The sequence below is a fragment of the Streptomyces sp. NPDC046349 genome (genome assembly GCF_055587885.1).
Genome location: NZ_JBVJFK010000004.1, coordinates 344763 through 370653, shown reverse-complemented (window position 1 = coordinate 370653; position 25891 = coordinate 344763). Strand labels below are relative to the sequence as shown.

23 protein-coding genes are annotated in these 25891 nt (G+C 72.1%); 6 read left to right on the top strand and 17 right to left on the bottom strand.

All coding sequences use genetic code 11. The features are described 5' to 3' along the window. Positions 1–9: 9 nt before the first annotated feature. From ACZ6JS_RS11700 to ACZ6JS_RS11660, 9 genes are all read right to left on the bottom strand, one after another. On the bottom strand, positions 10–1110 hold the full coding sequence (locus ACZ6JS_RS11700; RefSeq protein WP_469297466.1) for a potassium channel family protein: 1101 nt from the start codon (positions 1108–1110) through the stop codon (positions 10–12). Further along, positions 1098–2393 (bottom strand): molybdopterin molybdotransferase MoeA, encoded by a 1296-nt coding sequence (locus ACZ6JS_RS11695; RefSeq protein ID WP_469297465.1) that lies wholly within the window; start codon positions 2391–2393, stop codon positions 1098–1100. The genes ACZ6JS_RS11700 and ACZ6JS_RS11695 overlap by 13 nt, the downstream gene beginning before the upstream one ends. Then, positions 2390–3262, bottom strand: coding sequence for an NTP transferase domain-containing protein (locus tag ACZ6JS_RS11690; RefSeq protein WP_469297464.1), 873 nt, complete (start codon positions 3260–3262; stop codon positions 2390–2392). Before ACZ6JS_RS11690 ends, ACZ6JS_RS11695 begins: the two co-directional genes overlap by 4 nt. Before the next feature lie 168 nt (positions 3263–3430). Further along, positions 3431–3970, bottom strand: coding sequence for a bacterial proteasome activator family protein (locus ACZ6JS_RS11685; protein ID WP_469297463.1), 540 nt, complete (start codon positions 3968–3970; stop codon positions 3431–3433). A gap of 101 nt (positions 3971–4071) precedes the next feature. Then, the gene (locus ACZ6JS_RS11680) at positions 4072–6834 is read right to left on the bottom strand and encodes an FtsX-like permease family protein (RefSeq protein ID WP_469297663.1); all 2763 of its coding nucleotides are present in this window, start codon (positions 6832–6834) and stop codon (positions 4072–4074) included. 101 nt (positions 6835–6935) lie between these two features. Further along, positions 6936–7682, bottom strand: coding sequence for an ABC transporter ATP-binding protein (locus tag ACZ6JS_RS11675; protein ID WP_469297462.1), 747 nt, complete (start codon positions 7680–7682; stop codon positions 6936–6938). Positions 7683–7709: 27 nt separating this feature from the next. Continuing rightward, positions 7710–8354 carry a PadR family transcriptional regulator gene (locus ACZ6JS_RS11670; protein WP_469297461.1) on the bottom strand — a complete coding sequence of 215 codons (645 nt, stop codon included), beginning with the start codon at positions 8352–8354 and terminating at the stop codon, positions 7710–7712. A 156-nt stretch (positions 8355–8510) separates the two neighbouring features. Continuing rightward, positions 8511–9044, bottom strand: a complete 534-nt coding sequence (locus ACZ6JS_RS11665; protein WP_469297460.1) for a hypothetical protein — start codon at positions 9042–9044, stop codon at positions 8511–8513. 148 nt (positions 9045–9192) lie between these two features. Next, positions 9193–10833, bottom strand: a complete 1641-nt coding sequence (locus ACZ6JS_RS11660) for a protein kinase domain-containing protein (RefSeq protein ID WP_469297459.1) — start codon at positions 10831–10833, stop codon at positions 9193–9195. Between the two features lie 230 nt (positions 10834–11063). Here ACZ6JS_RS11660 and ACZ6JS_RS11655 point away from each other — a divergent pair, with 230 nt between their 5' ends. Then, entirely contained in the window at positions 11064–12656 is a 1593-nt protein-coding gene (locus tag ACZ6JS_RS11655) for a protein kinase domain-containing protein (protein ID WP_469297458.1), read from the top strand. Positions 12657–13219: 563 nt separating this feature from the next. Here the strand turns inward: ACZ6JS_RS11655 and ACZ6JS_RS11650 are convergent. Beyond that, positions 13220–13879: a response regulator gene (locus tag ACZ6JS_RS11650; protein WP_469297457.1), complete on the bottom strand. Its 660-nt coding sequence runs from the start codon at positions 13877–13879 to the stop codon at positions 13220–13222. 326 nt (positions 13880–14205) lie between these two features. Between ACZ6JS_RS11650 and pdhA the strand changes: the two genes are divergently transcribed. The 3 genes from pdhA to ACZ6JS_RS11635 are packed head-to-tail and all read left to right on the top strand — an operon-like array spanning position 14206 to position 17814. Continuing rightward, positions 14206–15414, top strand: coding sequence for a pyruvate dehydrogenase (acetyl-transferring) E1 component subunit alpha (gene pdhA, locus ACZ6JS_RS11645; RefSeq protein WP_469297456.1), 1209 nt, complete (start codon positions 14206–14208; stop codon positions 15412–15414). Continuing rightward, positions 15414–16394: an alpha-ketoacid dehydrogenase subunit beta gene (locus ACZ6JS_RS11640; protein ID WP_469297455.1), complete on the top strand. Its 981-nt coding sequence runs from the start codon at positions 15414–15416 to the stop codon at positions 16392–16394. Before pdhA ends, ACZ6JS_RS11640 begins: the two co-directional genes overlap by 1 nt. A gap of 13 nt (positions 16395–16407) precedes the next feature. After that, complete coding sequence (locus ACZ6JS_RS11635; RefSeq protein WP_469297454.1) at positions 16408–17814, top strand: dihydrolipoamide acetyltransferase family protein; 1407 nt, start codon at positions 16408–16410, stop codon at positions 17812–17814. Between the two features lie 129 nt (positions 17815–17943). Here the strand turns inward: ACZ6JS_RS11635 and ACZ6JS_RS11630 are convergent, their stop codons facing one another. The 5 genes from ACZ6JS_RS11630 to ACZ6JS_RS11610 all read right to left on the bottom strand — a co-directional run bounded on the left by ACZ6JS_RS11630 (position 17944) and on the right by ACZ6JS_RS11610 (position 21729). Next, positions 17944–18819, bottom strand: coding sequence for an AfsR/SARP family transcriptional regulator (locus ACZ6JS_RS11630; RefSeq protein WP_469297453.1), 876 nt, complete (start codon positions 18817–18819; stop codon positions 17944–17946). Positions 18820–19076: 257 nt separating this feature from the next. Continuing rightward, complete coding sequence (locus ACZ6JS_RS11625; protein WP_469297452.1) at positions 19077–19376, bottom strand: hypothetical protein; 300 nt, start codon at positions 19374–19376, stop codon at positions 19077–19079. A 40-nt stretch (positions 19377–19416) separates the two neighbouring features. Beyond that, positions 19417–20247: a hypothetical protein gene (locus ACZ6JS_RS11620; RefSeq protein ID WP_469297451.1), complete on the bottom strand. Its 831-nt coding sequence runs from the start codon at positions 20245–20247 to the stop codon at positions 19417–19419. After that, positions 20244–21170 carry an ATP-binding cassette domain-containing protein gene (locus ACZ6JS_RS11615; protein ID WP_469297450.1) on the bottom strand — a complete coding sequence of 309 codons (927 nt, stop codon included), beginning with the start codon at positions 21168–21170 and terminating at the stop codon, positions 20244–20246. The genes ACZ6JS_RS11620 and ACZ6JS_RS11615 overlap by 4 nt, the downstream gene beginning before the upstream one ends. Positions 21171–21282: 112 nt before the next feature. Next, entirely contained in the window at positions 21283–21729 is a 447-nt protein-coding gene (locus ACZ6JS_RS11610; protein ID WP_469297449.1) for a hypothetical protein, read from the bottom strand. A 439-nt stretch (positions 21730–22168) separates the two neighbouring features. On the opposite strand from ACZ6JS_RS11610, the gene ACZ6JS_RS11605 reads away from it, so the two are divergent. Both ACZ6JS_RS11605 and ACZ6JS_RS11600 read left to right on the top strand, forming a co-directional pair. Beyond that, positions 22169–23104: a GNAT family N-acetyltransferase gene (locus tag ACZ6JS_RS11605; protein ID WP_469297448.1), complete on the top strand. Its 936-nt coding sequence runs from the start codon at positions 22169–22171 to the stop codon at positions 23102–23104. Between the two features lie 204 nt (positions 23105–23308). Beyond that, positions 23309–24079, top strand: a complete 771-nt coding sequence (locus ACZ6JS_RS11600) for a hypothetical protein (protein WP_469297447.1) — start codon at positions 23309–23311, stop codon at positions 24077–24079. A gap of 52 nt (positions 24080–24131) precedes the next feature. Here ACZ6JS_RS11600 and ACZ6JS_RS11595 read toward each other — a convergent pair whose 3' ends face one another. Both ACZ6JS_RS11595 and ACZ6JS_RS11590 read right to left on the bottom strand, forming a co-directional pair. Next, a complete protein-coding gene (locus tag ACZ6JS_RS11595; RefSeq protein WP_469297446.1) occupies positions 24132–24548 on the bottom strand; it encodes a PPOX class F420-dependent oxidoreductase in 417 nt (138 codons plus the stop codon). A 74-nt stretch (positions 24549–24622) separates the two neighbouring features. After that, the gene (locus tag ACZ6JS_RS11590) at positions 24623–25828 is read right to left on the bottom strand and encodes a DUF1266 domain-containing protein (RefSeq protein ID WP_469297445.1); all 1206 of its coding nucleotides are present in this window, start codon (positions 25826–25828) and stop codon (positions 24623–24625) included. Between the last annotated feature and the right edge of the window lie 63 nt (positions 25829–25891).

Below are 25891 nucleotides of genomic sequence, written 5' to 3'. Positions count from 1 at the left end.
ACGGCGCGGCTACTCGGCAGGACCCAGTGTCGTCCTCGGAGCGGTGGGCGGGACCGCTCGCACGATGGTGATGAGACGGTCCGTCAGCTGGAGCGGGCTCGCGTGCGGGTCGTCGTACGGAAGCAGCCGGTGCCCGCGCAGTACGTTCACGACGAGGTCGTCGGTGTCGCGCACCGACTTGCCGACCTCGGCCTTGCGGACGGGCCGTTCGATGAGGTCCAGGCCGCTGCCCTGCTGGATCAGGTCCTCCATCACGGTGCCCGCACTCGGGCTGAGGACCGAGAGGCCCAGCAGCCGGCCGGCCGCGCTCGCGCTCGTGATGACCGCGTCCGCCCCGGACTGGCGCAGGAGCGGGGCGTTCTCCTCCTCGCGTACCGCGGCGACGATTTTCGCCCCGCGATTGAGCTGCCGGGCCGTCAGCGTGACCAGGACCGCCGTGTCGTCGCGCTGCGTGGCGATGACGACCTGACGGGCCTTCTGGACCTCGGCACGCAGCAGGACGTCCGAGCGGGTGGCGTCGCCGACCACGCCTGTGAACCCTTCCGCGTTGGCCGTGTCGATGACCTTGGCGCTCGGGTCGACGACGACGACCTGTTCCTTCGAGAGGCCGGTGGCCAGCAGCGTCTGCAGGGCCGAGCGGCCCTTCGTGCCGAAGCCGACGACGACCGTGTGCTCGCGCAAGTTCTTCCTCCAGCGCTTCAGCCGCCACTCTTCCCTCGTCCGTTCCGTCAGGACTTCGAGGGTGGTACCGACGAGGATGATCAGGAACAGCACGCGCAGCGGCGTGATCACCAGGATGTTGATCAACCGTGCGCTGTCGCTGTAGGGGACGATGTCGCCGTAACCGGTCGTCGACAGCGACACGGTGGCGTAGTAGAAGCAGTCGAGGAGATCGACCGACTCGTTGGCGTTGTCGTGGTAGCCGTCGCGGTCCAGCCACACGATGAAGACCGTGAGGAAGAGCACGAACAAGGCCATCAGGAGACGCTTGGCGACCTGTCGCAGCGGATGTTCGACGATGCGCTTGGGCAGCTTGATGCGCCGGGAGACGAGTTTCTCGTCGGCCCCGCGGGCCATGGCGTCCTGTCCGGGCAGTTTCACGTGAAACATCCTCCCGAAGCCCACGGCAGATCGAGGACCTCAAGTTCCTGTCCGGACCGGGCGCCCTTGGGCGGTACGACGGCCAGCGCGTCCGCGGCCGCCACGCCGCGCAACATCGCCGGGCCGTGGTAGCGCAGCGGTACAGCGTGCTCGTCGTCGAGCCGGACCGGGATCATCCGGGTGTCGGACGGGTGCCCCGGTACGTCGCTCTGCACGGTCGCGGTGTAGCGCGGGCGCGGGCGGCGGCCCGCGAGGGCGCGCAGCAGCGGCTCGGCGAGGGTCAGCAGCCCGGAGACGGCGGCGAGGGGGTTGCCGGGGAGCCCGACGACGTGCCGCCCGTCCGCCCGGTCGCCGATCCGCGCCAGCAGCATCGGATGTCCGGGCCGGACCGCCACCCCGTCGACGAGCATTCGGGCGCCGGCCTTCTCCAGTACGGAGTGGACGTGGTCGACGGGTCCGGAGGCGGTGCCGCCGGTGGTGATCAGGACGTCGGCGGTGGAGGTGGTGACGGCCTCCAGCAGGGCGGCAGCCCCGGCCGGGTCGTCGCCGAGCGTCCGGGTCCCGGTGACCTCGGCGCCCAGCCGCGTGAGCCAGGGGGCCAGCATGGGGCTGAGGGCGTCGCGGATCAGCCCGTCGTGCGGGCGGCCCTCGGTGAGCAGTTCGTCGCCGAGCACCAGGATCTCCACGCGGGGGCGGGGCCGCGTGGTCAGCCGGTCGTATCCCGCGGCTGCGGCGAGCCCGAGCACGGCGGGGGTGACCAGGGAGCCGGCGGGCAGCAGCAGGTCGCCCGAGCGGCACTCCTGTCCGCGCGGGCGGATGTCCTGGCCGGTGGCGACGGGCCGGTCGGCGTAGAGCTGCCCGGCCGCCTCACGGCAGTGCTCGGTGCGGATGACGGCGGTGGTGTCGGCGGGGATCCGCGCACCGGTGGCGATCCGGACGGCCTCGCCGTCGGCGATCGGCTCCGGCCGGCCGGAGCCGGCGAGGACGCCGCCGCCTTCCCGGACCTGCCACGGGCCGGGGCCGGACACCGCCCAGCCGTCCATGGCGGAGGTGTCGAAGGACGGCAGGTCGGTCAGCGCGTCCAGGGAGGCGGTCAGGACCTCGCCGAGGGCGTTTGGGAGGGGTACGTCGTGGGTGCGGGCCCGTACCCCGGCCCCGGCGCGGAGGGCGGCGTCCCGGGCGCGCGGCCAGGAGACGTGCCGGTGGCCGCCGGAGCCGCCACCCTCGGGGGTGCGGCTGACCAGGGCCAGGGCCTCGTCGAGGGCCTGCTCGGCGGAGTTCGTGGGGGTCATCCCGAGCCGTTCTCTTCGGCGGCGTCGGCCTCTGCCTCGGCGGCCCAGCGCAGCGCCAGGTCGGCGGCCTTGCGGGAGGCCTCGGCGACGGCCTGGGCGGGGTCGGCGCCGGTGGCGGCGGCGTGGGCGGCCGCGTAACCGACCAGGAAGGTGGTCAGGGGCGCGGCGGGCCGGGCGACGCCGTGGGCGGCGTCCCGGGCGAGGTCGAGCAGGGTCTTGGTGTCGACGGCGAGGTCGATGCCCAGCTCGTTCTTGACGGCGGTGATCCATTGCTCCAACACGGTTCCATGCTCTCTGATCCGGGCCCGGGCGGCGGCAAGATCGTCCCAGGTGTCGCAGTCGAACGCGGCGAGTGGCTGAGCGGCGACGGCGGTCAGCTCCAGTTCCGCGGTGAGCGCGCGCAGCGGGAGTCCGGCGAGACCGCCGTGTTCGGTGGCGAGCAGCGCGATCTCGCGCCGCAGGGGCTCGGCCCGGTAGGCGGCGACCAGCGGCTGGTCCCGGCCGTCGGGGTCGCGCAGCATCGCCCCTTCCGTGCCGTGCGCGTCGGGTGCGGCCAGCAGGGCCCGTACGGTGTCCCGGTCGAGGAACGGCAGGTCCGCGGAGAGTACGAGGACCAGTCCCGCGGTGGTCCCGCGCAGCCCGGCGTCCAGCGCGGCCACGGGGCCGCCTCCGGGCGGGTCCTCGCGGGTCCAGCGCACGGGGCGCGCGGTGGGCCGTCGGCCGCCCACCACGACGGTGCTGCGGGCGTCCGGGCAGGCGTCGAGGACGCGGTCGAGGAGCGCCCGCCCGCCGACGCTCAACGCGGGCTTGTCCGCCCCGCCGAGTCGCCGGGCGGCGCCGCCGGCCAGCACGATCGCGTCGTAGCTCATGCCCATGAGTATGCGCGGACCATGTCCCCGGCGCGGAACCGGACTTCCCCGGCGCGGAATCGGACTTCCCCGGCGCTGGTTCGCCGGCCCGGCCGGACAGGGCGACGGGTCCGGCCCGCGCCTCTCGGGGCGTGGACCGGACCCGCGTGTCCTGCAGATCGCCGGAGGCTAGAGGTAAGGGCCCGAGCGGATCGGGCCGTGGCCGCCGTCCTCTTCGTCGTCGTGCGGGCCGCCGGCCGGAAGGGCGCGGCGCATCTGCTCCAACTGGGCCCGCGCGGCCATCTGCTGCGCGAACAGAGCCGTCTGGATGCCGTGGAAGAGGCCCTCCAGCCAGCCCACCAACTGGGCCTGCGCAATGCGCAGTTCGGCCTCGGAGGGGATCGCCTCCTCGGTGAACGGGAGGGACAGGCGCTCCAGTTCCTCCACGAGCTCCGGGGCCAGTCCGTCCTCCAGCTCCTTCACGGAGGCGGCGTGGATGTCCTTGAGCCTGACCCGGCTCGCCTCGTCGAGGGGCGCGGCGCGTACCTCTTCCAGGAGTTGCTTGATCATGCTGCCGATCCGCATGACCTTGGCGGGCTGTTCGACCATTTCCGTCACCGGGACCTCGCGCGACTCGTCATCGGCGTCGCCGACCGCCGTCCCGTCCTGTCCCACGATCAGGACGTGCGGGGGACTGTCCTGCGACCGTTCACTCCTCGGCATCTCCATGCCGTCATTGTCTCGCACACCTTCGTTCTCACACGGTGTGCCCCCGTACAGTCGTGATCCACCCTGTACGGGGGCACCGGTCCCGGGTACGGACCCGGTGTTCAGCCTGCCGCGCGGCGGGCCAGCGCACCGCTGGAGCGGGTGACCAGAGCGGCCAGCACGGCCGCGCCCACCGGAACCACCACGAGCAGCCCGGCGAGGGTCTCCCACGGCACGGAGATCGGCACGTAGGGGACGGCCTCCCGCATCGACGCGTAGCCGTTGTCGAGGGAGTTCCGGTACAGCGCCTCCAGCTCCCGCCGCTGCACCAGGCGCAGGCCCACCGCGGGCAGGATCCCGGCCGCGGTGCCCAGGACGACGCCCATCAGGGCGACCACCCCGCACTGGAAGCCGCTCAGCGTCCGCCGTACCCGGGGCGCCGCGCCCACGGCCGCCAGGGTCTTCAGATCGGCCTCGGCGTCGGCCTGGGCGAGCCCCGTGGCGATGCCGGCCGCTCCGATGGTGACCAGACCCGCGAAGACGGTCAGGGCGAGCAGCGCGAGGCTGTCGTTGCCCTGGTAGCCCTCTTCGATGCGCACGACCGCCTCCACACCCATGCGGTCGATCTCACCGGCGATCCGCTGCCGCTGCTCGCTGCTCGCCGTGCCGTCGAGGGTGAAGTAGGACCCGGACGGGACGGTGGCCAGCCCCGCGGCCTTGGCCGCCGCCGGCGGCAGGACCAGTTCGAGGCCCCAGCCCTTGACCGACTCGGGCGCCAGGTGGACGGGCAGGACCTTGTCCTCACCGGGCGGATCCTCACCGACCGGCGGGAAGGGGTCGACACCCTCCTTGACGAGGACGGTCCGCAAGGTGATCCTGCCGTCCTTGACCTGGCGCCTGTCGAAGGCGACGGCCCGTCCCTCCTTGAGGGCGGACACCGAACGCGGGTCGGTCACCGCCAGCACGCTCAGCAGCTTCTCGTCGGCGACGACCACGGGTTCGGGCGCGGAGCGCCCGGTGTCCGCGCAGCGCCAGTCCTGGCGCAGCTCCCGGGCCTGTGCCTCGGTGAAGGCCCCTGTGTCCGCAGGGGTGTCGTGGAGCGGACAGCGCTGCTCCTTCGGCTTGATGATCTCGATGCGTCCGCAGCCGGGTTCCGACGAGAACGACTCGCAGTTCGGCATGCCGGCGACGAGCCGGTCGACGTCCGCCCGCACCGCCACCGGGAGTTCCTTGGAGAGCGCCTCGCGCAGCGCGGGAACCTCCTTGTGGGCGCTGTTCTCCCGGGCCTCCAGCATCCCGGTGCCGTGCGGCAGGTCGGCGACGTACTCGTGCCGCATCTGCAGGTCCCGGCTGTGCTCGTACGTGGCCACCGCGACGGTGCCGGCGACCGCGGCCAGCACCGCGGCCACGGCGGGCGCCGTGCGCCCCCGGTTGCGTACGGCGTCGCGCAGCGCGAGCCGCGGAGACAGCGGCAGCCGGCGTCCGAGCCGGCCGAACAGACCGACCAGGACCGGGGTGAGGGCGACGAAGCCGAGTTCGGCGATGGCGCTGCCGCCCGCGACGACGGTGGAGCCCATGCTCGACGTGGTGCCGTACAGGGCGATGGCGGCGCCGCCGGCGACGGCGACCAGGCCCAGCACCGGCAGCACCCGGTTGGCGCGGCGCACCCCGCGGCGGCCGGTCAGCGAGGCCAGCACGGTCTGCCGGGAGGCGGTGACGGCGGGGACGATCGCGGACAGCAGGCCGGTCACCACGGCGAGCAGGGCGATGCCGACCAGTTCCAGGGGGCGGAAGTCCAGGCCGCCGAACCGGACGCCGAGCTGCTCCTCCAGCACAGGACGCAGCGCGATGGTGAGCGCCACGCCGACGACGGTGCCGACGACGGCGGACACGGCGCCGATGACCAGGCCGCCGGAGAGCACGATGGAGCGGATGTGGCGCCGGTCGCCACCGTTGGCGCCGACCAGGCCGAGCTGCCTGCGCGAGCGGCGGGCGCCGACCGCGAAGGCCGGTCCGGCGAGCAGGCAGATCTCCAGCATGGCGAGGCCCACGACGGTGGCGGCGACGGCCACGTCGGAGGCCGAGCCGCCGTCCTGCAGGAACCGCTCCTTGCGTTCCTGCTCGAAGAGCGGCACGTCGGCGTCGGCCGGCGGGTCGAGGTGCACGGCTCGGGAGACGACCAGCAGGGACTTGGTGTTGGCCGCCTTCACCATGTTCCACGTGAAACCGTCGCCGCCGACCTTGACCAGGTAGCTGTCGTTGGGCCGGATCCCGACGCCTCCGGCAGCCTTGAGCGCCTGGTCGAGCGGGGCGAGCAGGGTCCCCGGCGGGGCGAGGATCTCGCTGTTGCCCAGGTCGCTCGGAAGCTCGTACGCCCCCACGATCTTGTACGAGGTGTTCGCGCCGCGCGGAGTGACCGTGGAGCCGACATAGAGGCCGGAGTTGCGCAGGAACGCGGTGGTGGCGGCGACCTCGCCGGCGCTCTCGGGCAGCCGGCCGCGGTCGAGCGTGAACATGCCCGCCACCAGAGGGCTCCGGGTGTCGACTTCGTGCAGGTCGGTGTCGAGGAGCCCGTGCCGGGTGCGGACCTTGCCGTAGCCCGTGGAGTCCTTGAGCACCTGGGTCCCGGCCGGGAGCTGGGACCGGTCCAGCTCCTGCGGTGCCTCCCGCCCCGCCGACGGGTCGGCGACGGCCTTGTCGTAGCCGCCGACCGGCACGAACGTGGTGCCGTCGGGTATCTGATAGATGGGCAGGCCCAGGTCGAGGAGGCGCACCCGGGCATCGGCCGTCCCGATCTGCCGCGAGAGGGCCTGCTCGGTCGAGAGTTCGGCGCTGCGCAGGGTCAGGTCCGCGGCGCTCACGCCGACGATCGGCAGGGCGATCATCGCGAGGACCAGGCAGCTGCGGCCCTTCGCACGCCAGGCATCGCGGCGCGCGATGCGCAGGGCCGCGACCCAGGAGTGGTACCAGCCTTGGAGCGGTGAGGTCACTGGCCGCCCGCCTGCCCCGAGAGGAGGGAGTCGGCGTGGCTGCGCGTGGTCTCGTCGACCACGCTGCCGTCGCGCAGGAAGACCACGCGGTCGGCCCACGCGGCGAAGCGCGGCTCGTGCGTGACCAGGACCCCGGCCGCGCCGGCGTCGCAGCGGGAGCGCAGCAGGGCCAGGACGGACTCGCCGGTCTCCGAGTCGAGGGCGCCGGTCGGCTCGTCGGCGAGGACGAGGCGGCGGTCGCCCACGAGGGCGCGGGCGATGGCCACGCGCTGCTGCTGCCCGCCGGACATCTCGTCGGGGAAGCGGTCGGCGAGCGAGCTCAGGCCCATCTCCTCCAGCGCGGCGAGCGCCGAGGCCCGGGCCTTGCGGGCGGAGGTCCCGTCGAGTTCCCGGGGCAGAGCCACGTTCTCGGCGGCGGTCAGGGCCGGGATCAGGTTGTAGTCCTGGAAGACGTACCCGATGCTGCGGCGGCGCAGCGCGGCGAGCTGCTTGCGGCTGGCCGCGGTGATGTCGGTGCCCTCGACCAGCACCCGGCCGCTGGTGGGGACGTCGAGGCCGCCCGCGAGGGTGAGCAGCGTGGACTTGCCGGAGCCGGAAGGGCCCATGACGGCGACGAGTTCGCCGGGGTACACGGCGAGGTCGATGCCGCGCAGGGCGTGCACTTCGGTGGCCCCGCTGCCGTGGGTGCGGACGAGCCGCTCCAACTGCAGTACGGGTTGCTGGGGCTGGCGCTGGTCGGGCATGAAGGGGTCCCCCCTGGGACGGTGGTTTCAGGCGCGCCGTGTGCGGGCGGTGCCGGGCCGGGTGGTGGTCGGGGCCGGGGTCTCGGCGGCCTGGGTAGGTTCGGGCGCGGCGGCTCTCCGGTCGGCCGGCAGGGAGAGCCGGACGAGCCGGGCTTCGCAGTGGTCGAGCCAGCGTGCCTCGGCCTCGGTCTGGAAGATCAGCTGCTCCAGGACGAGCAGCCACGCGACGTCGTCGCGTTCGCCGGAGCGGCCGCTCTCCACCGCCGCGAGTGCGGTGGCCTTGAGCCGCGTGTAGTCCTGCATCGCGCGGATCGTGGCGTGCCGCTGGGACTGGATGACGGCGCGGATGTCCACGCCCGGGGCGCCCACCGCCATGGCGAGCTTGATGGACAGCTCGTCCCGCGGCGGGTTGGCCCGGTCGACCGGGCGCTCGTACCACTCGCGCAGCTCGGCGCGCCCGGTGTCGGTGATGGCGTAGAGGGTGTGTCCCGCGGCGTCCTCGCCGCCGGGTGCGACGAGGCCGTCGCGTTCGAGCCGGGCGAGGGTCGTGTAGACCTGCCCGACGTTGAGCGGCCAGGTGGAGCCGGTCCGGGATTCGAACTCGGTGCGCAGCTGTGAGCCGTACCGAGGACCCCGTTCCAGGAGGGCGAGCAGCCCGTGACGGATCGACATACTCGGTATGTATACCGAGTATGTTCACGCAGGGCAACCATCCTGGGGCCTACGCCCAGAGGGGGACGGTGCCGGGCCGTCCCTTCCGGATCGGGCCGGGCCGTCCGTCCGTCCGGATCGGGCCGGGCTCGCGGCGCCAGGATCCGGCAGGGGCGGCTAGGCGCCGCGGCGCAGCCGTACGCCCAGATAGCCCAGGCCCAGACCCATCAGGGCGAATCCGGTGCCCAGCGGCAGTATGTGCGCCGCCAGGTCCGCGGCGCGGTCGTTCGGCTCGGTGCCGAGCGCGGTGACGTTGTCACGCGCTGTCGGGGCGGCGGCGGAGGGTCTCGCCGGCGAAGGCGGAGAGGGCGGGGGCGGCGGTGTGGGCTCGGTCCGCGGGCGCACGGGCAGCGGTCGGGAGGCGATCACCAGCTCCGGATCGGCCGGCTCGCCGACCGGCCGCCCGGGCCGCTCGCGGCCGACCCCGGCGGCGCTGCCCGCGAGCTCCTCGCGGGTGTCGTCGCCCCCGTCCCCCTCGTCGGCCGTGACGCGCACCGGCTGGGCCGTGAACGGGAGGGCGCGGGGGCCGTGGGCGTGGTCGGGGTGGGCCCGTGCGAGGGGGCCGGCGTACACGGAGGCGGCCGGTGCGAGGGCGGCTGCGGCGAGCGCGGCGCAGGCCAGCCAGTGCGAAGGACGGAAGCCTTGGATCACGGGGAGCCCCTCCCGTCCCGAGCGGCCGGCGTGCTCGCTGGAGTCAGCGATATGCGCTCAGATTTACATAGTGGAGCAAAAGCGGCATCCCGGGCGCCCAATCGGGTGCCCGGGATGCCGGTGTGTCGTGAGGCCGCTCCGTCAGCGGCTACTCCGGATTGCCGGTGGACACGGTGAGCGTGTACTCCGTGCCCTCCTTGTTGATCTTGTCTCCGGCGGCCGGGGACTGGCTCAGCACCGTGTCCTTGCCGTACACGGCCTCGTCCTTGGGGACGATGGTGTACTTGCCGCCCGAGGCCTGGATGCAGGCCTTCACGGACAGCAGGTTCTTGTACTTGAGGTCCGGCGCCGAGTACTTGCCGGCCTCGCTGTAGTGCTTCGTGGGCTCCGAGCACTTCTTCGGGTCGATCGTGCGCGTGACGTCGGGACCCTTGAACCCGGCCTTCGCGGACGCGGACGTGGAGGCGCCCGGATCGGCCGTGGTGCCGCCCTTGTCCTTGTCGTCCCCGTTCATCGAGATCGCCGCGATCAGGCCGCCGACCGCCAGCAGCGCCACCGCGATCGCACCCACGACCACCGGCATGTTCCGCTTGCCGCCGGAGTCGGACGGGCCCGCCGAGCCCGTCGGGGAGATCGTGTACGGGGGCGGGGTCTGCGCGTACTGCTGCTGCGGCGGGGGCGTGTGCGGGTAGGCGTAGCCGCCCTGCGTGTGAGGCTGCGGGGCGGGCGTCGGCGCGTACGGGGCGTGCGGCGACGGGTAGGGCTGCTGCACCGACTGCGGCGGGGCCTGGAAGCCGGACTCCACCGGCGGGAACACCGCCGAGGACACCCCCGCGCCGCTGCTCAGCGGCCCGTGGCCCTGCACGATGACCGGCGCCCCGGCCTGTCCGGAGCCCAGCACTCGAGCGACCTCGTCGCCCATGGCCGCGGCCGTGGGGAAGCGCTCGTTCGGGTTCTTCTTCAGCGCCCGCGCCACCAGCGCGTCCATCGCCGGGGTCAGCGACCGGTTGATGGAGGACGGGGCGACCGGCTCCTCCTGTACGTGGGCGTACGCGATGGCCAGCGGTGAGTCCGCGTCGAAGGGGATCCGGCCCGTCAGCAGCTGGAAGAGCATGATGCCGACCGAGTACAGGTCGGAACGGGCGTCGACGCCGCGTCCCAGGGCCTGTTCGGGCGAGAGGTACTGAGGGGTGCCGACGACCATGCCGGTCTGCGTCATCGAGGTGACCCCCGACTGCATGGCGCGGGCGATGCCGAAGTCCATCACCTTGACCACGCCGCGCTTGTTCACCATGACGTTGCCGGGCTTGATGTCGCGGTGGACGAGCCCCATCTCGTGGCTGGTCTCCAGCGCGGCGAGCACGTCGGCCGTCACCTTCAGCGCCTTGTCCGCGGGCATGGCCCCGTGCTGCCGGATGTCCGCCTCGAGCACCGACCCGAGCGGCCGGCCCTCCACGTACTCCATGACGATGTACGGCATCACCGCGCCGTCGCCCGAGCGGCCGCCGCCGAACGTCACTTCGCCTTCACCGGTGTCGAAGACCGAGACGATGTTCGTGTGCGACAGTTTCGCTACAGCCTGGGCCTCGCGGCGGAAGCGCTCGCGGAAGGACTGTTCCCGGCCGAGGTCGCTGTGCAGGGTCTTGATGGCCACCTGCCGGTCGAGCGCCGAGTCGTACGCGAGGTACACAGAGGCCATGCCGCCGGCGCCCAGCAAGTCCCTTAGCTGGTAACGGCCACCGGCCAGAGAGCCGCCCGCGTACTGGCCCTGAGTGCCGTCCTGGCTCATGACTGTTGCTTCCCCTCGGGATGTGCCTTCACGCCTCTGGCCGGGCGCACGTGGCGCCCAGTCTGCCCCAGGGCAAGCACACGTCAAGCCAGGTGCCCGTTCCGTGACCACACGTGCACAGGGTGGCCTTGTCCGAACGGTGACCGGTTCTGAGGCTGTAGCGTTCACCGGAGCACCAATAAAGAGGACTACCGCTGAGCGGCGGCCGAGAGAGACGACGGCGAGGACTGATGGCACCCGAACCCGAGGGAAACGGCGCCGGGATGACCGATGGTCCTGAGCACTGGGGCGACGGTGGCCTGGTGGGCGACGGCCGTTACCGGCTGACGCACCGACTGGGCCGCGGCGGCATGGCGGAGGTCTTCGCCGCCGAGGACGTGCGCCTGGGCCGCACCGTCGCCGTGAAGCTGCTGCGCGCCGACCTGGCCGAGGACCCGGTGTCCAAGGCCCGCTTCACGCGCGAGGCACAGTCCGTCGCCGGCCTCAACCACCACGCCGTCGTCGCCGTGTACGACTCGGGCGAGGACCGGGTCGGCCCGAACACCGTGCCGTACATCGTGATGGAACTCGTCGAGGGCCGCACCATCCGCGACCTGTTGATCAGCGCCGAGGCCCCGGGCCCCGAGCAGGCGCTCATCATCGTCTCGGGCGTGCTCGAAGCCCTCGCCTACTCGCACCAGCACGGCATCGTCCACCGCGACATCAAGCCGGCGAACGTCATCATCACCGACGCCGGTGCCGTGAAGGTGATGGACTTCGGTATCGCCCGCGCCCTGCACGGCGGGCAGGCGACGATGACCCAGACCGGCATGGTCATGGGCACCCCGCAGTACCTGTCGCCGGAGCAGGCCCTCGGCAAGGCCGTCGACCACCGCTCCGACCTGTACGCGACCGGCTGCCTGCTCTACGAACTCCTCGCGCTGCGTCCCCCGTTCACCGGCGAGACCCCCCTCTCGGTGGTCTACCAGCACGTCCAGGACGCGCCCGTGCCGCCCTCGCAGCTGCCGGAGGGCCACCACATCCCGCAGGAGCTCGACGGCCTCGTCATGCGCTCCCTCGCCAAGGACCCGGACGACCGGTTCCAGAGCGCCGAGGAGATGCGCGGGCTGGTCCAGTACGCGCTCCAGATGCTGCACGACCAGGGCCCGAACACCGGTACCTGGAACACCGGCCCGGTCACCATGTCCCTGCCGCACGGGCGCGGCGGCGTCGCCGCCACCACGGCCATGCCCGTGGGCGGGAACGGCGGGGGGCAGCGGTACACCTCGAACGCCTCGACCTCGCAGTTCCAGCAGCCGATGGTGCCGCCGCTGAACCCGGACGACGGCACGGCCTTCCCCGGTGCCCCCGGCGGCCACGGCGGCGGCCACAGCGGCGGCTACGAGGCCTACGACGACCGGCGAGGCAACGGCGGCGGCCGCTGGAAGATGTGGCTGTTCGCGGTGCTCGCGATCGTCGCGATCGCGGGCGGCGTGGCCTACGCCGTCAACAGCGTGGGCGGCAAGGGCGGCCAGAAGCAGGATCCGGGCACCACCCAGACCTCCCCCAGCGCCAAGCCGAGCCTGTCCGACTCGCCGGACCCGACGCAGTCGCGCCAGACCACGGACAACACGCCGACGAACAACGACACCCCGCCGCCGGCGACCCGTACCCGGACGCAGACCGCCAGCCAGGCGCCCACGGCGACGGCGTCGCAGTCGCCGACCCCGACGGCGACCAAGAGCAGCACGGCGACCGCGACCGCCTCGCCGACCAAGACGGCCACGGCGACCGCGACGGCGACCAAGTCCCAGCCGCCGCCGGGTCCCGACAGCGCGGAGTAGCGCGCAGCGAGCACCCGGCGGGCCCGGCGGAATCGATTTCCGCCGGGCCCGTCCGCATGCGCCCCGTCAGAGGGCCTGCCCGCGGAGCCGATCGGGATTCCCGATACCGGCGAGCGAGTGAACGGTGAGGAACTGCAGTGCGATTCCCGTGCAGACGGGTCGAACGCCGCGCCGTCAACGAAATGCGGATCCGGACCGAAGAGTGCCGGTTCTGCCGTGGTCACCTCGGCGGCCTCCGCCGTTACGGTGAACTGCACCCCGCCCGGCGGCGAGAGTCGGGGAATTGAAATTGACGACCCCGTACGACACCACGCTTCTGTTGCATGCCCGGCGGTGGCTCAAGCCTGCGTGCATTCTCGGCCCGCCCCCGGCGTCCACCACGATGTGGCGGGCGGCGCGAGCGCGCGCACACCGGTGGCCACGCGCCCGTAGGGCACCCGGCGCAGCAGCCCGAGGGCGTGGAGATCCGCTGGGGAGATGCGGCCACCCTCCGGCACCGGCACCTCGCCGGGAAGGGGGAGCCGGCCCCGGGCGCCTGGGAAGCTGGCCCGCGAAGAGACGGCCTAGCGCTGCTCGGCCTGGAGGCGGGCCACGTACGCGGCGGCCTGGGAGCGCCGCTCCATGCCCAGCTTGGACAACAGGCTGGAGACGTAGTTCTTGATCGTCTTCTCGGCCAGGTGCAGGCGCTCGCCGATCACGCGGTTGGTCAGGCCCTCGCCGATCAGATCGAGGATCCTGCGCTCCTGCTCGGTGAGGCTGGCGAGACGGTCGTCGCCCCTGCCGCCCTTGCCGTCGCGCAGCCGCTCCAGTACGCGGGCGGTGGCCACCGGGTCCAGCAACGACTTGCCGGCGGCGACGTCACGCACGGCGCTGAGCAGCTCGTTCCCGCGGATCGCCTTGAGCACGTAGCCCGAGGCGCCGGCCATGATCGCGTCGAAGAGGGCCTCGTCGTCGGCGAACGAGGTCAGCATCAGGCACTTGACGTCCTCGTTCCCGGAGCGCACCTCGCGGCACACCTCCACCCCGCTGCCGTCCGGCAGCCGGACGTCGAGGACGGCCACGTCGGGCCGGGTGGCGGGGATGCGGACCAGCGCGTCGGCGGCGGTGCCGGCCTCGCCGACGATCTCGATGTCCTGCTCCACCGACAGCAGCTCGTGGACGCCCCGACGGACCACTTCGTGGTCGTCCAGGAGGAATACCTTGATTTTTCCGTCTTCGCGCACGAAGTCAGTTTCACACACTCACCCCTTCCCTGCCGGAGTTACCCGGGATAACGTGCCGTTGTTCCCGGCCCCTGCAAGGCTGTGACCAGTGGTTGTTCCCGCCTCTGCGGATTTACTTGGAAATCCAAGCAAAAACGCAGGTCAAACGGGGTTTCGCAGTTATGCGGCGCACTGGGTAACGTGCATTGCGCAGGGCACTCGCCGGGACGCCTGTCACGCCTGAATCCCGTACGCGACGCGCACCCACCCCGTGCGCTCGTTACGGATGCAGGTGAGCCGCACTGGACCCCGGAGAACCCGGGTGCCGGACCGACGGAGGAGCACAAGTGACCGTGGAGAGCACTGCCGCGCGCAAGCCGCGACGCAGCAGCGGCACCAAGCGGGCGGCAGGTGCGGCGAGCGCCGCCAAGCCCGCCGCTGCCACCGCGCAGACGCAGGACGCCGAACCTCAGCTCGTACAGCTGCTGACGCCCCAAGGGGACCGGGTCGACAACGCGGAGAACGCGGAGTTCGCACCTTTCGTCGCAGACATCACCACCGAGGACCTGCGCGGCCTGTACCGCGACATGGTCATGACCCGCCGCTTCGACGGTGAGGCGACCGCCCTGCAGCGGCAGGGCGAGCTGGGCCTGTGGGCCTCGCTCCTCGGCCAGGAGGCCGCCCAGATCGGCTCCGGCCGGGCGCTGAACGACGCGGACTACGTCTTCCCGACCTACCGCGAGCACGGAGTGGCCTGGTGCCGCGGGGTCGACCCGACCAACCTGCTCGGGATGTTCCGCGGTGTGAACCACGGCGGCTGGGACCCGAACACCAACAACTTCCACCTCTACACGATCGTCATCGGCTCCCAGACGCTCCACGCGACCGGGTACGCGATGGGCGTGGCCAAGGACGGCGCCGACGCAGCCGTGATCGCCTACTTCGGCGACGGCGCGTCCAGCCAGGGCGACGTGATGGAGGCGTTCAACTTCTCCGCCGTCTACAACTCCCCCGTGGTGTTCTTCTGCCAGAACAACCAGTGGGCGATCTCCGAGCCGACCGAGCGCCAGATGCGCGTGCCGCTCTACCAGCGCGCCCAGGGCTTCGGCTTCCCCGGCGTCCGCGTCGACGGCAACGACGTCCTGGCCTGCCTGGCCGTGACCCGCTGGGCCCTGGACCGGGCGCGCCGCGGCGAGGGCCCGACCCTGGTCGAGGCGTTCACGTACCGCATGGGTGCGCACACCACCTCCGACGACCCGACGAAGTACCGGCGGGACGAGGAGACGGCGGCCTGGGAGTCCAAGGACCCGATCCAGCGCCTGAAGGCCCACCTGCTGGCCACCGGCGGCGCCGACGAGGCGTTCTTCGCCGAGCTGGAGGCCGAGAGCGAGGCCATGGGCAAGCGCGTGCGCGAGGCCGTGCGCGCCATGCCCGACCCGGACACCATGGCGATCTTCGAGAACGTCTACGCGGACGGGCACGCGCTCGTCGACGAGGAGCGCGCACAGTTCGCCGCCTACCTCGCGTCCTTCGAGCCGGCCGAGGAGGGTCACTGATGGCTGTCGAGAAGATGTCGATCGCGAAGGCGCTCAACGAGTCGCTGCGCAAGGCCCTGGAGCAGGACCCGAAGGTCCTGATCATGGGTGAGGACGTCGGCAAGCTGGGCGGTGTCTTCCGGATCACCGACGGCCTGCAGAAGGACTTCGGCGAGGAGCGGGTCATCGACACCCCGCTCGCCGAGTCCGGCATCGTCGGCACCGCCATCGGCCTGGCCCTGCGCGGCTACCGGCCGGTCGTGGAGATCCAGTTCGACGGTTTCGTCTTCCCCGCGTACGACCAGATCGTCACGCAGCTCGCGAAGATGCACGCGCGCGCCCTGGGCAAGATCAAGCTGCCGGTCGTCGTGCGCATCCCCTACGGCGGCGCCATCGGCGCGGTCGAGCACCACTCGGAGTCCCCGGAGACGCTGTTCGCGCACGTCGCGGGCCTGAAGGTGGTCTCCCCGTCGAACGCCAGCGACGCCTACTGGATGCTCCAGCAGGCGATCCTCAGCGACGACCCGGTGATCTTCTTCGAGCCGAAGCGCCGCTACTGGGACAAGGGCGAGGTCGACACCGAGGCGATCCCCGGTGAGCTGCACAAGTCGCGCCTGGTGCGCGAGGGCACGGACCTCACCCTGGCCGCCTACGGCCCGATGGTGAAGGTCTGCCTGGAGGCGGCGGCCGCCGCCGCCGAAGAGGGCAAGTCGGTCGAGGTCCTGGACCTGCGCTCGATGTCCCCGGTCGACTTCGACGGGATCCAGGCGTCGGTGGAGAGGACCCGCCGGCTCGTGGTCGTCCACGAGGCGCCGGTCTTCCTCGGCGTGGGCTCGGAGGTCGCCGCCCGCATCACGGAGCGGTGCTTCTACCACCTGGAGGCGCCGGTACTGCGAGTGGGCGGCTTCCACGCCCCCTACCCGCCGGCCCGCCTGGAGGACGAGTACCTGCCGGGCCTGGACCGGGTGCTCGACGCCGTCGACCGCTCGCTGGCGTACTGAGGAGCCACGTTCCATGACCATCCGCGAATTCAAGATGCCCGATGTGGGCGAAGGCCTCACCGAGGCCGAGATCCTCAAGTGGTACGTCCAGCCGGGTGACACCGTCACCGACGGCCAGGTCGTCTGCGAGGTCGAGACGGCCAAGGCCGCCGTCGAGCTGCCGATCCCGTTCGACGGCGTCGTGCACGCGCTCCTCTTCGAGGAGGGCACCACGGTCGACGTCGGCCAGGTCATCATCTCGGTGCAGACCGGCTCCGGCGAGGCCGCCGAGGCCCCGGCCCAGGAGATCCCCGCCCCCGCCGAGGCCGAGGAGGCCGCCCCGGCGGCCCGCCAGCCCGTGCTCGTCGGCTACGGCGTCGCCGAGTCCTCCACCAAGCGCCGGCCGCGCAAGGCGACGCCGGCGCCCGCCGTCGCCGGGCAGAACGGCACCGCGGCCCCGGTGGCGGCCCCCGCCGCCCCCGCCCCCGCGGCGCCCGCGGTCCCGGCGCAGCCGACCGGTGAGCGTCCGCTGGCCAAGCCGCCGGTCCGCAAGCTCGCCAAGGACCTGGGCATCGACCTGGCCTCGGTGGTCCCGACCGGTGACGGCGGCGTCGTCACCCGGGAGGACGTCCACGCGGCGGCCGCCGCGGCGATCGCCCCGCAGGCCGCCCCCGCGGCCGCGGCCCCGGCTGCCCCGGCGCCGGCGGCCGAGGCCGTCGCGGTGTCCGCCGCCCCGGCGGCGCGGGAGACCCGCATCCCGGTCAAGGGCGTCCGCAAGGTCTCCGCCCAGGCCATGGTCGGCTCGGCCTTCACCGCGCCGCACGTCACCGAGTTCATCACCCTCGACGTGACCCGCACGATGAAGCTGGTCCAGGAGCTCAAGGACGACCCGGACCTCGCCGGTCTGCGGATCAACCCGCTGCTCCTGATCGCGAAGGCCGTCCTGGTGGCCATCCGCCGCAACCCGGACGTCAACGCGTCCTGGGACGAGGCGGCCCAGGAGATCGTGCTCAAGCACTACGTCAACCTGGGCATCGCGGCGGCCACCCCCCGCGGGCTGATCGTCCCGAACATCAAGGACGCCCACGCCAAGACCCTGGGCGAGCTGTCGCAGTCCCTGTCCGCGCTGGTCGCCACGGCCCGTGACGGCAAGACCTCCCCGGCCGACATGCAGAACGGCACGATCACCATCACCAACGTCGGCGTCTTCGGCGTCGACACCGGTACGCCCATCCTGAACCCCGGCGAGTCCGCGATCCTCGCGGTCGGCGCGATCAAGCTCCAGCCGTGGGTCCACAAGGGCAAGGTCAAGCCCCGCCAGGTCACCACGCTGGCGCTGTCGTTCGACCACCGTCTCATCGACGGCGAGCTCGGCTCCAAGTTCCTCGCCGACATCGCGGCGGTCCTGGAACACCCGCGCCGGCTGATCACCTGGTCGTAGTGGACGCGAGCACGACACCGACGGCCGGTCTCCCCCGAGGAGGCCGGCCGTCGGTCGTGCGTCTTCGTCTTCTTTCTCGTCCGCGCGGACGATCGGAGCGTGTCCGGGACACCCCGGTGTCAGGACGCGCTAGGGCCGAGATTTGTGGAAGCGCGCCAATCCGAGCTGGCTGCCCTTTAGGCGGCGCCACTCCGTCGACCCCGCCGATGGATTCGGCAGTCCCAGTTCGGCGGTTCTTGCGAGTTCACGGAAGTCCGCGCTGGGTTCCGCTCCCAGTTCTCTGCGCAAGGTCCGCCGGTATTCGTGGAAGGCCTTCAAGGCCTTTCCGGGCGCTCCGTCCGCCAGGAACGCGTGGAAAAGCAGTCGTTGGGCGTTTTCATTCAGCGGCTGCCATTCGCTCAGGTAGGAGGCGTGCAGGAGCGCCGAGCGGATCTGCTGGTGCTGCAGGAGGGTTTCGGTCGCCTTCTCGAGGGCCTGCGTCCGGCGGCGGTCCCAGTGCAGCCGGTGCTCATTGGTCCATTCGGCCACGACGTCGGTCAGCAGCCGCCGGTGGAGGACGAGGAGTTCACTGTCCCGCGGGCGCTCACCGGCGAGGATGCGGTCGATCGTGACGCCGGCGCACTGGTGGTCGCTGTACAGCCGGTCGTCGACCGCGATGGATTCCCCGCGGACGGTGAGCACGCCGTACGGGAGGACCTGCTGGCATCGCCACAGCAGACGGCTGAGCCTGCGGCGGGCGGTGCGCGCGTCGAGATCGGGCCACAGCGCCCGCAGGACCGCCGGGCGCCGCACCTCCCGGCGGTGGCTCAGGTGGACGAAGGCGAGGAGTTCGGCCGCCTGGGGCGCGAGGCGTTCGTTCTGCCGGTCCTCGAAGTGGATTCCGTCCTCTCCGAGGATTTGGAGGGCGAGTTGCCCGGGCACGGGGCCCGGATCCCCTCCGGCGTCCTGCCGCGGGGCTCCGCGGCTCTCATGTATCTTCTCGATTTCTCCACGGAATTCGGTCATGTGGTGACTCCCCCGTAATGAGGGGAGGGGCCTGCCACAGAGGGCGGGCCCTTCCCCCGGTGGCTGCGCTGCCCGGCATGGTCAGTGCCTTCGTCGTGGCGGCCCGCAGCCCGATATTCATGAATGCGTTGCCAGGATTCTCATCCGGTTTCGATCTTATCCGCGCAAGATGCAGATCCCGAGGTGTGCGTCCGCAATGCCGGTTGATCCGGACGCACTCTGTCTGATCTTCGGCGCATCTGGCCGAAAGGAACGCGTCAGAAGAGCATCCTGATCCAGTTGATCATTCCGAGGAGGAGTACGAGCACCACCCAGGCAGCGGAGACGCCCAGCGCCTTGTTCCCGCGCGCCGCCTTCACGCACTCCGAGATGCCGTAGAGGGCGGCCAACGCCCCCAGCCCGCCGATCCCGGCAGCGCACACGTAGGCCCATGTCGCGTCGGGGAACCCGCGCAGGAGCAGGAAGGCGACGAGCAGGGGCACGATGGGCCACGAGTGGCCGCTGAGCGAGCCGTTCTCCTGGCGGTCGGTGGAGGGGGTCGTTCGTCGATCGGTCATTTCTTTCACCTGATCATCGTTTGGGGGCTGGGCGGCGGACTCAGACATCCCGTCTCAGGACGGCGCGCAGGGCGGCGGAGGCAAGACAGCCCACCCATCCGGCGAAGGCGGCCAGACCGGCCAGGCGCCGCATCACGTCGAAGTCGGACGACGCGACGGATTTCTGGGCGGACCCGAAGGGCAGCCAGTTCGCCAGCCCCTTGACGGGATCCAGCGCGTCGACGGCGTGGAAGGCCACGAAGACGGCCGTCTCACCGATGAGCGGGACCACCAGCCACAGCGCCAGCGCGAGGGCCGTGGACCGGGTCAGCGCACCCAGGGCGATGCCGGCCACGGCGCACAGCACGACCACGCCCGGGTACGGGAGGACCGCCAGGAACAGGTCGCCGAAGGGCGGCGCCGCGGTCACCAGCCTTCCGCCGCTGACCGCTGTTGCGGTGACGACGACGACGGCGACGCTGATGCAGGTGAACGCGGCGGCCGCACCGCTCATGACGACGGCCTTGGCGAGCAGGACATCCGTCCGCCGGGGTACGGCGACGAAGACCGGGCGGATCGTCGCGTACCTGTGCTCGTGGGTCATGCCGAGGATGCCCAGGATCCCCGCCACCAGGCCGAGGAGGGGGATCCCGGTGAACTCCGCCGCGATGTTGAGGTTCTGGAGCGCGAGGTCGGCCCCGATGCCGGACCCCTCCGGCAGGCCCCGTACGTCCATCCCCAGGGAAAGCCCGAACAGGAGCGACAGCCCCGAAATCCAGCCCGCCGCCCACTTGCTCGAACGCAGCGTGCGCAGGCGGATCCACTCGTACATGACCGCCCGGTTCAGGTCCCCCTTGTTCTGGGGGCGCGCCGGCTGTGTGGTCGTCGTCATCGCGTGCTCCCGGCCATCTCGGTGGCTTGACGGGGTCCGAATTCCACCGCGGCGCCGGTCAGGGAGAGGTAGGCCTCTTCCAGGGAGCCGTGGCGGGTGGACAGTTCGAGGACCATGGCCCGTTGTTCCCAGACGATCTCGGCGACGACCTGTTGGCTGATGCCGGCGAGGGTGAGCGCTTCGCCGTCCGTGGTGATCTCGGCTCCGGCCTCGCGCAGCGGTGCCACCACACGGTCCGCGTGCGGGGTGCGCAGTACGACCTGTCCCGCGGTGTGCTGCCGGACGAACTCCTCCACCCCGGCCTCCGCGATGAGGCGTCCCCTGCCGATGACCACGAGGTGGTCGGCGAGCAGTGCCATCTCGGTCAGCAGGTGGCTGGAGAGGAAGACGGTGCGGCCTTCGTCGGCGAGTGAGCGCAGGAAGGTGCGCAGCCAGGTGACCGTCTGGGGGTCCAGCCCGTTCGCGGGCTCGTCGAGGATGAGCACCTTGGGGTCGCCGATGAGGGCGGCGGCGAGGCCCAGGCGCTGGGCCATGCCCAGGGAGAAGCCCTTGGGCGGTTGGTCGCCCACGGCTTCGAGGCCCACGGTCCTCAGGCACTCGTCGGCACGGCTCGCGGGGACTCCGGAGAGAGCCGCCAACGACAGCAGGTGGTTGCGCGCCGAGCGTTTGGGATGGAAGCTGCGGCTGTCCAGCAGCGCGCCGACGACCCGGCTCGGATCGGGCAGGGCGGCCAGCGGGCGGCCGTCGTAGAGCGTCTCACCCTCTCCGGCGGCCAGACCGAGCATGAGTCGCATGGCCGTCGACTTGCCGGCGCCGTTGGGGCCGACGAAGCCGGTCACCGCTCCGGATGGGGCGGTGAACGTCAGGTCCTCGACAGCCGCCTTGTCGCGGAATCTCTTCGTCAGGCCGCGTGCCTCGATCACGTCCGGTCACTGCCCCTCTCTTCGGTCGAGCTTGTCCTTGGCAATGGCGAAGCGGCCGATGGGATAGGGGGTATCCCATCGGCCGCGTACCGCACGGGTGCGGCAACTGCTATCAGCCGATGAAGTCCCGGACGATCGAGTAGATCTCGTGGATCGTGTAGCCGACCTCGATGGCCTTGCGGACGAGCCACGGGACGACGCGCTCGTAGACTTCCTTGAACTTGGTGTAGCCGGCCCTCGCGGCGTCGACGAGCTTGTTCCAGGCGCTGGCGCCGAGACCCTTCAGCTTGCCGATCACCCAGGCGATGCCACCGGGGGTCTGGGCCTGGCCCTCCACGGCCGCTGCGCCGACGGTGCCGGCCGTGGCCGCACCCGCCGCGGACGCGGAGTTCAGGTTGACGTCGGCGGCAGAGGTCACCGCGCGGTGCGTGTCGACTACCTGGACCTGCGCCGGAGCCTTGGCGGGAGCGGTGCCGGCCGCACTGGCCATGGGCGCACCCGCACCGATGAGAGCACCCGCGAGTACGACGCTCGCTATGAGTCGCTGGTTCTTCTTCACAGAGGTCTCCACAAGTTGTGAACCCAACCGTTCCGGCCGGTCGGCCGGTGGCTGGCACAGACTTGAACCCCGGGATCTCTGACGGGTGCTCCAAGCGTCGCCGAATGACCTTCCTCATGTTCGTATCCTCGCCCGGTGGTGTCTCCCGGATGTCTCCGGCCGGGCAACACCGCTGGCAGGAGAGGTAGTCGGACAGGTTCCGGATTTGCGCAGAAACTGCTCCGGGACGCGTCGGGCCCGATGCAGGGCACACCTCGGACGGGACGGTCCACCGGGGAGGACGCAACCGCGGCGGCCGGGGTTGAGACGTGCGACGACAGGGAGCGCACGACGAGGGGCGGGGCCGGCGTCCGGAGTCCGATCGGGCCGGGACGCCGACCCGGCGGTCGCCCAAGGTAATGGCGTGGCCCGCGAATTCGGTGTGTGTGATCATCTGCGGATGCTCTTTCGCGCTGCCACCGCAGGCCCCGCAGACCTGGATCGCGCCGTCGCCCACCCGGCCGACGGCCCCGTCCCCGCCCTGACCGCCGAGAAGATCCGCGAGGAACTCGCCGGGAACCGGATCCGCCCCGAGTGGGTCTGGACCGCCGAGGACGGGAACGGGCGGATACTGGCCCGTGCCCTGTGGTGGGGCAGGGCCGACAGCGAGCTGCCCATCGCGCTCGACTGCCTCCAGGTGGGAGTCGGCGTGGCCGACCCGGCCGGCGTCGCCGCCGGGCTGCTGGACGCCGGGCACGCGGCCTTCGGCGGGCTCCCGGGGTACAACATCTCCCTGCCCCGCGGCTGGCGGGACGACCCGGAGCTGGCCGCGGCGGTCGCCTGGCGCCGGGAGGCCGCGCACCGGACCGGGCTGACGCGCGAGATCGAGCGCCTGCGTTACGAGTGGACGCCGGCCGCCGGGACGGCGGAGCCCACCGGCCGGCTCGTCTTCCGCGAGGGTAGCGACGAGGAGATGCTGGACGCCTTCGTCCGGCTCTCCCAAGGCAGCCTCGACCTGGCCACACGGCACGAACTGGAGCTGATGGACGCCGAGCAGCTGGCCCGCGAGGACTTCGACTTCTACCTCGACTGCCCCGGAGAGCGCTCCTGGTGGCGCCTGGCCCACCTGCCCGACGGCCGTCTCGCCGGTCTGGCCGTGCCCTCGGCGACGCCGTACCACCGCAACGTCGGCTACCTGGGTGTCGTACCGGAGCAGCGCGGCCAAGGCCTGATCGACGAGATCCTCGCCGAGATCACCCGCTTCCACGCGGGGCAGGGCGCCGAGCGCATCACCGCGACCACGGACACCGTGAACCTGCCGATGGCCGCCGCCTTCGACCGCGCCGGCTACGAGGTCACCGAGATCCGCCTCGTGCTGGAAGCCCCGGCACGGTGAACCGGGCCGCCCTCGCGGCCCGGGCCGCCGGCCCGCGCGCCGTTCCAGGACGACCCCGGTCACGGTGGCCGGCACGAGCCGCAGCCTGAGCGTCCCGGCAGCCGCCTCCGCCGTCACCCGTACCCGCTTGTGCGTCAAGGGCTCCGTGTGAGGCCGGCCCGCGCCCCCGGGGAGGTAACCTGCCGCCCGGGGAAGGGGGCAGGGGTGTCCATCGCCGAACTGCAGGTCTACTCCGTCGAGAAGGCCGACGTCACCGGTGGCGTGTGTGTGGTCCGCTGCATCGGCGGGGTGGCCCGCGCCGGGCAGGTCTACGCCGTCGGCGCGTCCCGGATGGGCCTGCGCCACATCGAGCGGGGCGGACGGCCCGTCGGCTCCTTCGACGCCGGGCACACCGCGAAGGTCCACTTCAGCGGCGCCATCGTCGGGCTGCTCTCCCGCGGCCAGGTGCTGACCTCGGTGCCGCCGGACGGGCACTCGCTGGAGGACCTGGAGGCCTGGCTGGCCACCGGTCCGCCGCTGCGGGACGAACCGCACCCGCGGACGCTGCGCGTCCTGGCCGGGGTGCGCATGCGCGACGACCGGCTGCCGGACGGGATCCGGCTGCGCTGGGGCCGGGTGGCCCTGGCCGCCACCCACCGCTGCGCGGCGGCCGAGGGCACGCCGGAGTTGGTCCGGGCTCCCGAACTGGCCTGTGTGAAGTGCTACTTGATCGACGAGTTCGGGCCGGGCCCGGACCGCGGCGGCGACCCGGCGGCACTGTGCCGGGACCTGCTCGCGCTGGTCGACCTGACCCCGGCCCAGGCGGCGGCGCAGGGCCGCGCCTGGCGCGACCTTCCGCACCACCGCATCCGGCACCTGCGCCGCATCAAGTCCCTGATCCCGTGGCTCGCGGTGCTCCGGCCCCACCTCGTGGAAGACGATCCGCTCGCGGCGGCGGTCGATGCATGGGTGCAGGCCAGGGCCCTGCTTCCGTAGGCCGCGGGGGTGGCGGCCCGAACCACGTGATCACGGACCTGCCGGGGCCGTGTCAGCCCTGGCGGGTGGCGTTGCCGAGGACCTTGGTCGGGGTGATGCGGACGATCACGCGGACGTCCTCGGGCGGGGCGTCCAGGTACTCCTTGCCGGCGCCCGGGCCCATGTACTCCTCGGCGATGCGGACGGCCACCGCGCGGCCGACGTCCTCGGTGACGGTGGCCGTGCCGCGGATCTCCGCGTAGAGGAAGGGGTTGGCGAGGTCGAAGACGGTCAGGCCGACCCGGCCGTCGCGAACGATGTTGCGCTCCTTGCGGCGGCCCTGCTCGGTGGAGATCAGCAGGTCGCCGCCGTCGCGGGTCACCCAGATCACGGAACTCTGCGGGCTCCCGTCGGGGTTGATGGTCGACAGGACGGCGGGGTGCGGCGCGTCGAGCAGCGCTCGCACGGTTTCGTTCAGCTCAACAGTCATGAGGCTGAGGCTAGTTGGGGGGCCGTGCGGGACGCGGGCGGACTTCGCCCGGGCCGCCGACTAACCGAGGTCGGTCACTTCCAGGGGATGTTGAGCCAGGGGCTCGCCGGGTCGGTGGTCAGCGTGACATGGGCGGCGAGGGCTCCCGTGTACCAGGTGCCGAACTCCTCCTCGTCGAAGTGCAGGCACCGGCCGAGGACGTACCCGGCGGAGAACTCCTCCCACGAGCGGTACGTCTGGCGGGCCGCCTCTCCGGCGCGCAGTACGGCCTTCTCGCCCTCGTGCAGGGTGCCGTAGCGGCAGCCGATGCCCCAGCGGGCCATCTGGGAGGCACGGCCGAGGTCCCAGGCCTCGACGGAGCGGACCCAGCCGTCCTCGGGCAGCAGTCCGTCGGCCCGGAAGCGCTGTTCGTAGCGGGCTATCCGGCCTATGAGGCGCTTGACGCCGGCTATCTCCCCCTCGACCTCGGCGGTCGGGCGCGGCCGGGCGACGGTGACCCCGTCGGGGGTGAGCTGCGGCTCGGCGGAGCGTTCGGCGTTGCGGCGCATGCTCGCCTCGGCGGCGTGCCGCCAGTGCTCGACGTCCACGGGCCCCGCGAAGTCGGAGGCCAGGACGCGGCGGACGCGGAGCGCGAACTCCCACACGGGGCTGACCACCGTGGTGCTCAGGAGCTGCTCGAGGGTGGCGAGCCAGTCGGCCCGGTCGGTGATGCCCCAGCTCTTCGCGACGCGGCGGCGCTCGTGCCGGTAGCCGCCGCCGTGGTAGGCGAGAGCGTTCCAGAACTCGCCGTTGCCGACGGCGAGATGCCCGCCGATGGCGAGGCCGTGGGCGATGTCCCCGTGCAGGGGGCCGCCGGTGAAGAGGGCGTGGACCTTGAGCTCGGGCAGCCCGTAGCAGGGCGCTGCGTCCGCGTGCGCGCGCCAGCGGGCCAGGTCGGCGGGGGTGGTGGTGAGGTACGCCTCGGCGGGGGAGCCCGGGTTCACGGCGAGGAAGGCGGGGTCGTCGGCGGCCCACACCTCGGAGAACCAGCCCAGGCTCCGGGACTCGAAGACCGTCTCGGGGGTGGGCGCGGGCAGCATGCCGGCGGTGCGGACGACGAGCATGCGGTCCGGGGTGGGGTGGAAGAAGACCGAGTCGGGGTGCGCGTCCGCCTGCACGCGGGGCTGCACCAGGTAGAGCCGGGCGCGGGCGAGCACGTCGAAGTACGCGGCCCAGTCCCCGGCGTTCTTGGCCTCGTACAGCTCTCGCTCGATGACGCTCGGCGCGATCCAGGTGCCCATACGGGGACCTTATACGGACCCCTCCACGGGCAAGTCGGCCATTCCGCCTTCCCGGGGGTACTG

Excerpts from the sequence above, each read along its gene's own strand:
- ACZ6JS_RS11660 (WP_469297459.1), bottom strand. The coding sequence starts at position 10,833 with ATGAGCCAGGACGGCACTCAGGGCCAGTACGCGGGCGGCTCTCTGGCC.
- ACZ6JS_RS11625 (WP_469297452.1), bottom strand. The coding sequence starts at position 19,376 with ATGACCGATCGACGAACGACCCCCTCCACCGACCGCCAGGAGAACGGC.
- ACZ6JS_RS11630 (WP_469297453.1), bottom strand. The coding sequence starts at position 18,819 with ATGACCGAATTCCGTGGAGAAATCGAGAAGATACATGAGAGCCGCGGA.
- ACZ6JS_RS11700 (WP_469297466.1), bottom strand. The coding sequence starts at position 1,110 with ATGTTTCACGTGAAACTGCCCGGACAGGACGCCATGGCCCGCGGGGCC.
- ACZ6JS_RS11640 (WP_469297455.1), top strand. The coding sequence starts at position 15,414 with ATGGCTGTCGAGAAGATGTCGATCGCGAAGGCGCTCAACGAGTCGCTG.
- ACZ6JS_RS11670 (WP_469297461.1), bottom strand. The coding sequence starts at position 8,354 with ATGTCGATCCGTCACGGGCTGCTCGCCCTCCTGGAACGGGGTCCTCGG.
- ACZ6JS_RS11605 (WP_469297448.1), top strand. The coding sequence starts at position 22,169 with ATGCTCTTTCGCGCTGCCACCGCAGGCCCCGCAGACCTGGATCGCGCC.
- ACZ6JS_RS11685 (WP_469297463.1), bottom strand. The coding sequence starts at position 3,970 with ATGGAGATGCCGAGGAGTGAACGGTCGCAGGACAGTCCCCCGCACGTC.
- ACZ6JS_RS11695 (WP_469297465.1), bottom strand. The coding sequence starts at position 2,393 with ATGACCCCCACGAACTCCGCCGAGCAGGCCCTCGACGAGGCCCTGGCC.
- ACZ6JS_RS11675 (WP_469297462.1), bottom strand. The coding sequence starts at position 7,682 with ATGCCCGACCAGCGCCAGCCCCAGCAACCCGTACTGCAGTTGGAGCGG.
- ACZ6JS_RS11690 (WP_469297464.1), bottom strand. The coding sequence starts at position 3,262 with ATGAGCTACGACGCGATCGTGCTGGCCGGCGGCGCCGCCCGGCGACTC.
- ACZ6JS_RS11595 (WP_469297446.1), bottom strand. The coding sequence starts at position 24,548 with ATGACTGTTGAGCTGAACGAAACCGTGCGAGCGCTGCTCGACGCGCCG.
- ACZ6JS_RS11635 (WP_469297454.1), top strand. The coding sequence starts at position 16,408 with ATGACCATCCGCGAATTCAAGATGCCCGATGTGGGCGAAGGCCTCACC.
- ACZ6JS_RS11620 (WP_469297451.1), bottom strand. The coding sequence starts at position 20,247 with ATGACGACGACCACACAGCCGGCGCGCCCCCAGAACAAGGGGGACCTG.
- ACZ6JS_RS11680 (WP_469297663.1), bottom strand. The coding sequence starts at position 6,834 with ATGATCGCCCTGCCGATCGTCGGCGTGAGCGCCGCGGACCTGACCCTG.
- ACZ6JS_RS11590 (WP_469297445.1), bottom strand. The coding sequence starts at position 25,828 with ATGGGCACCTGGATCGCGCCGAGCGTCATCGAGCGAGAGCTGTACGAG.
- ACZ6JS_RS11655 (WP_469297458.1), top strand. The coding sequence starts at position 11,064 with ATGGCACCCGAACCCGAGGGAAACGGCGCCGGGATGACCGATGGTCCT.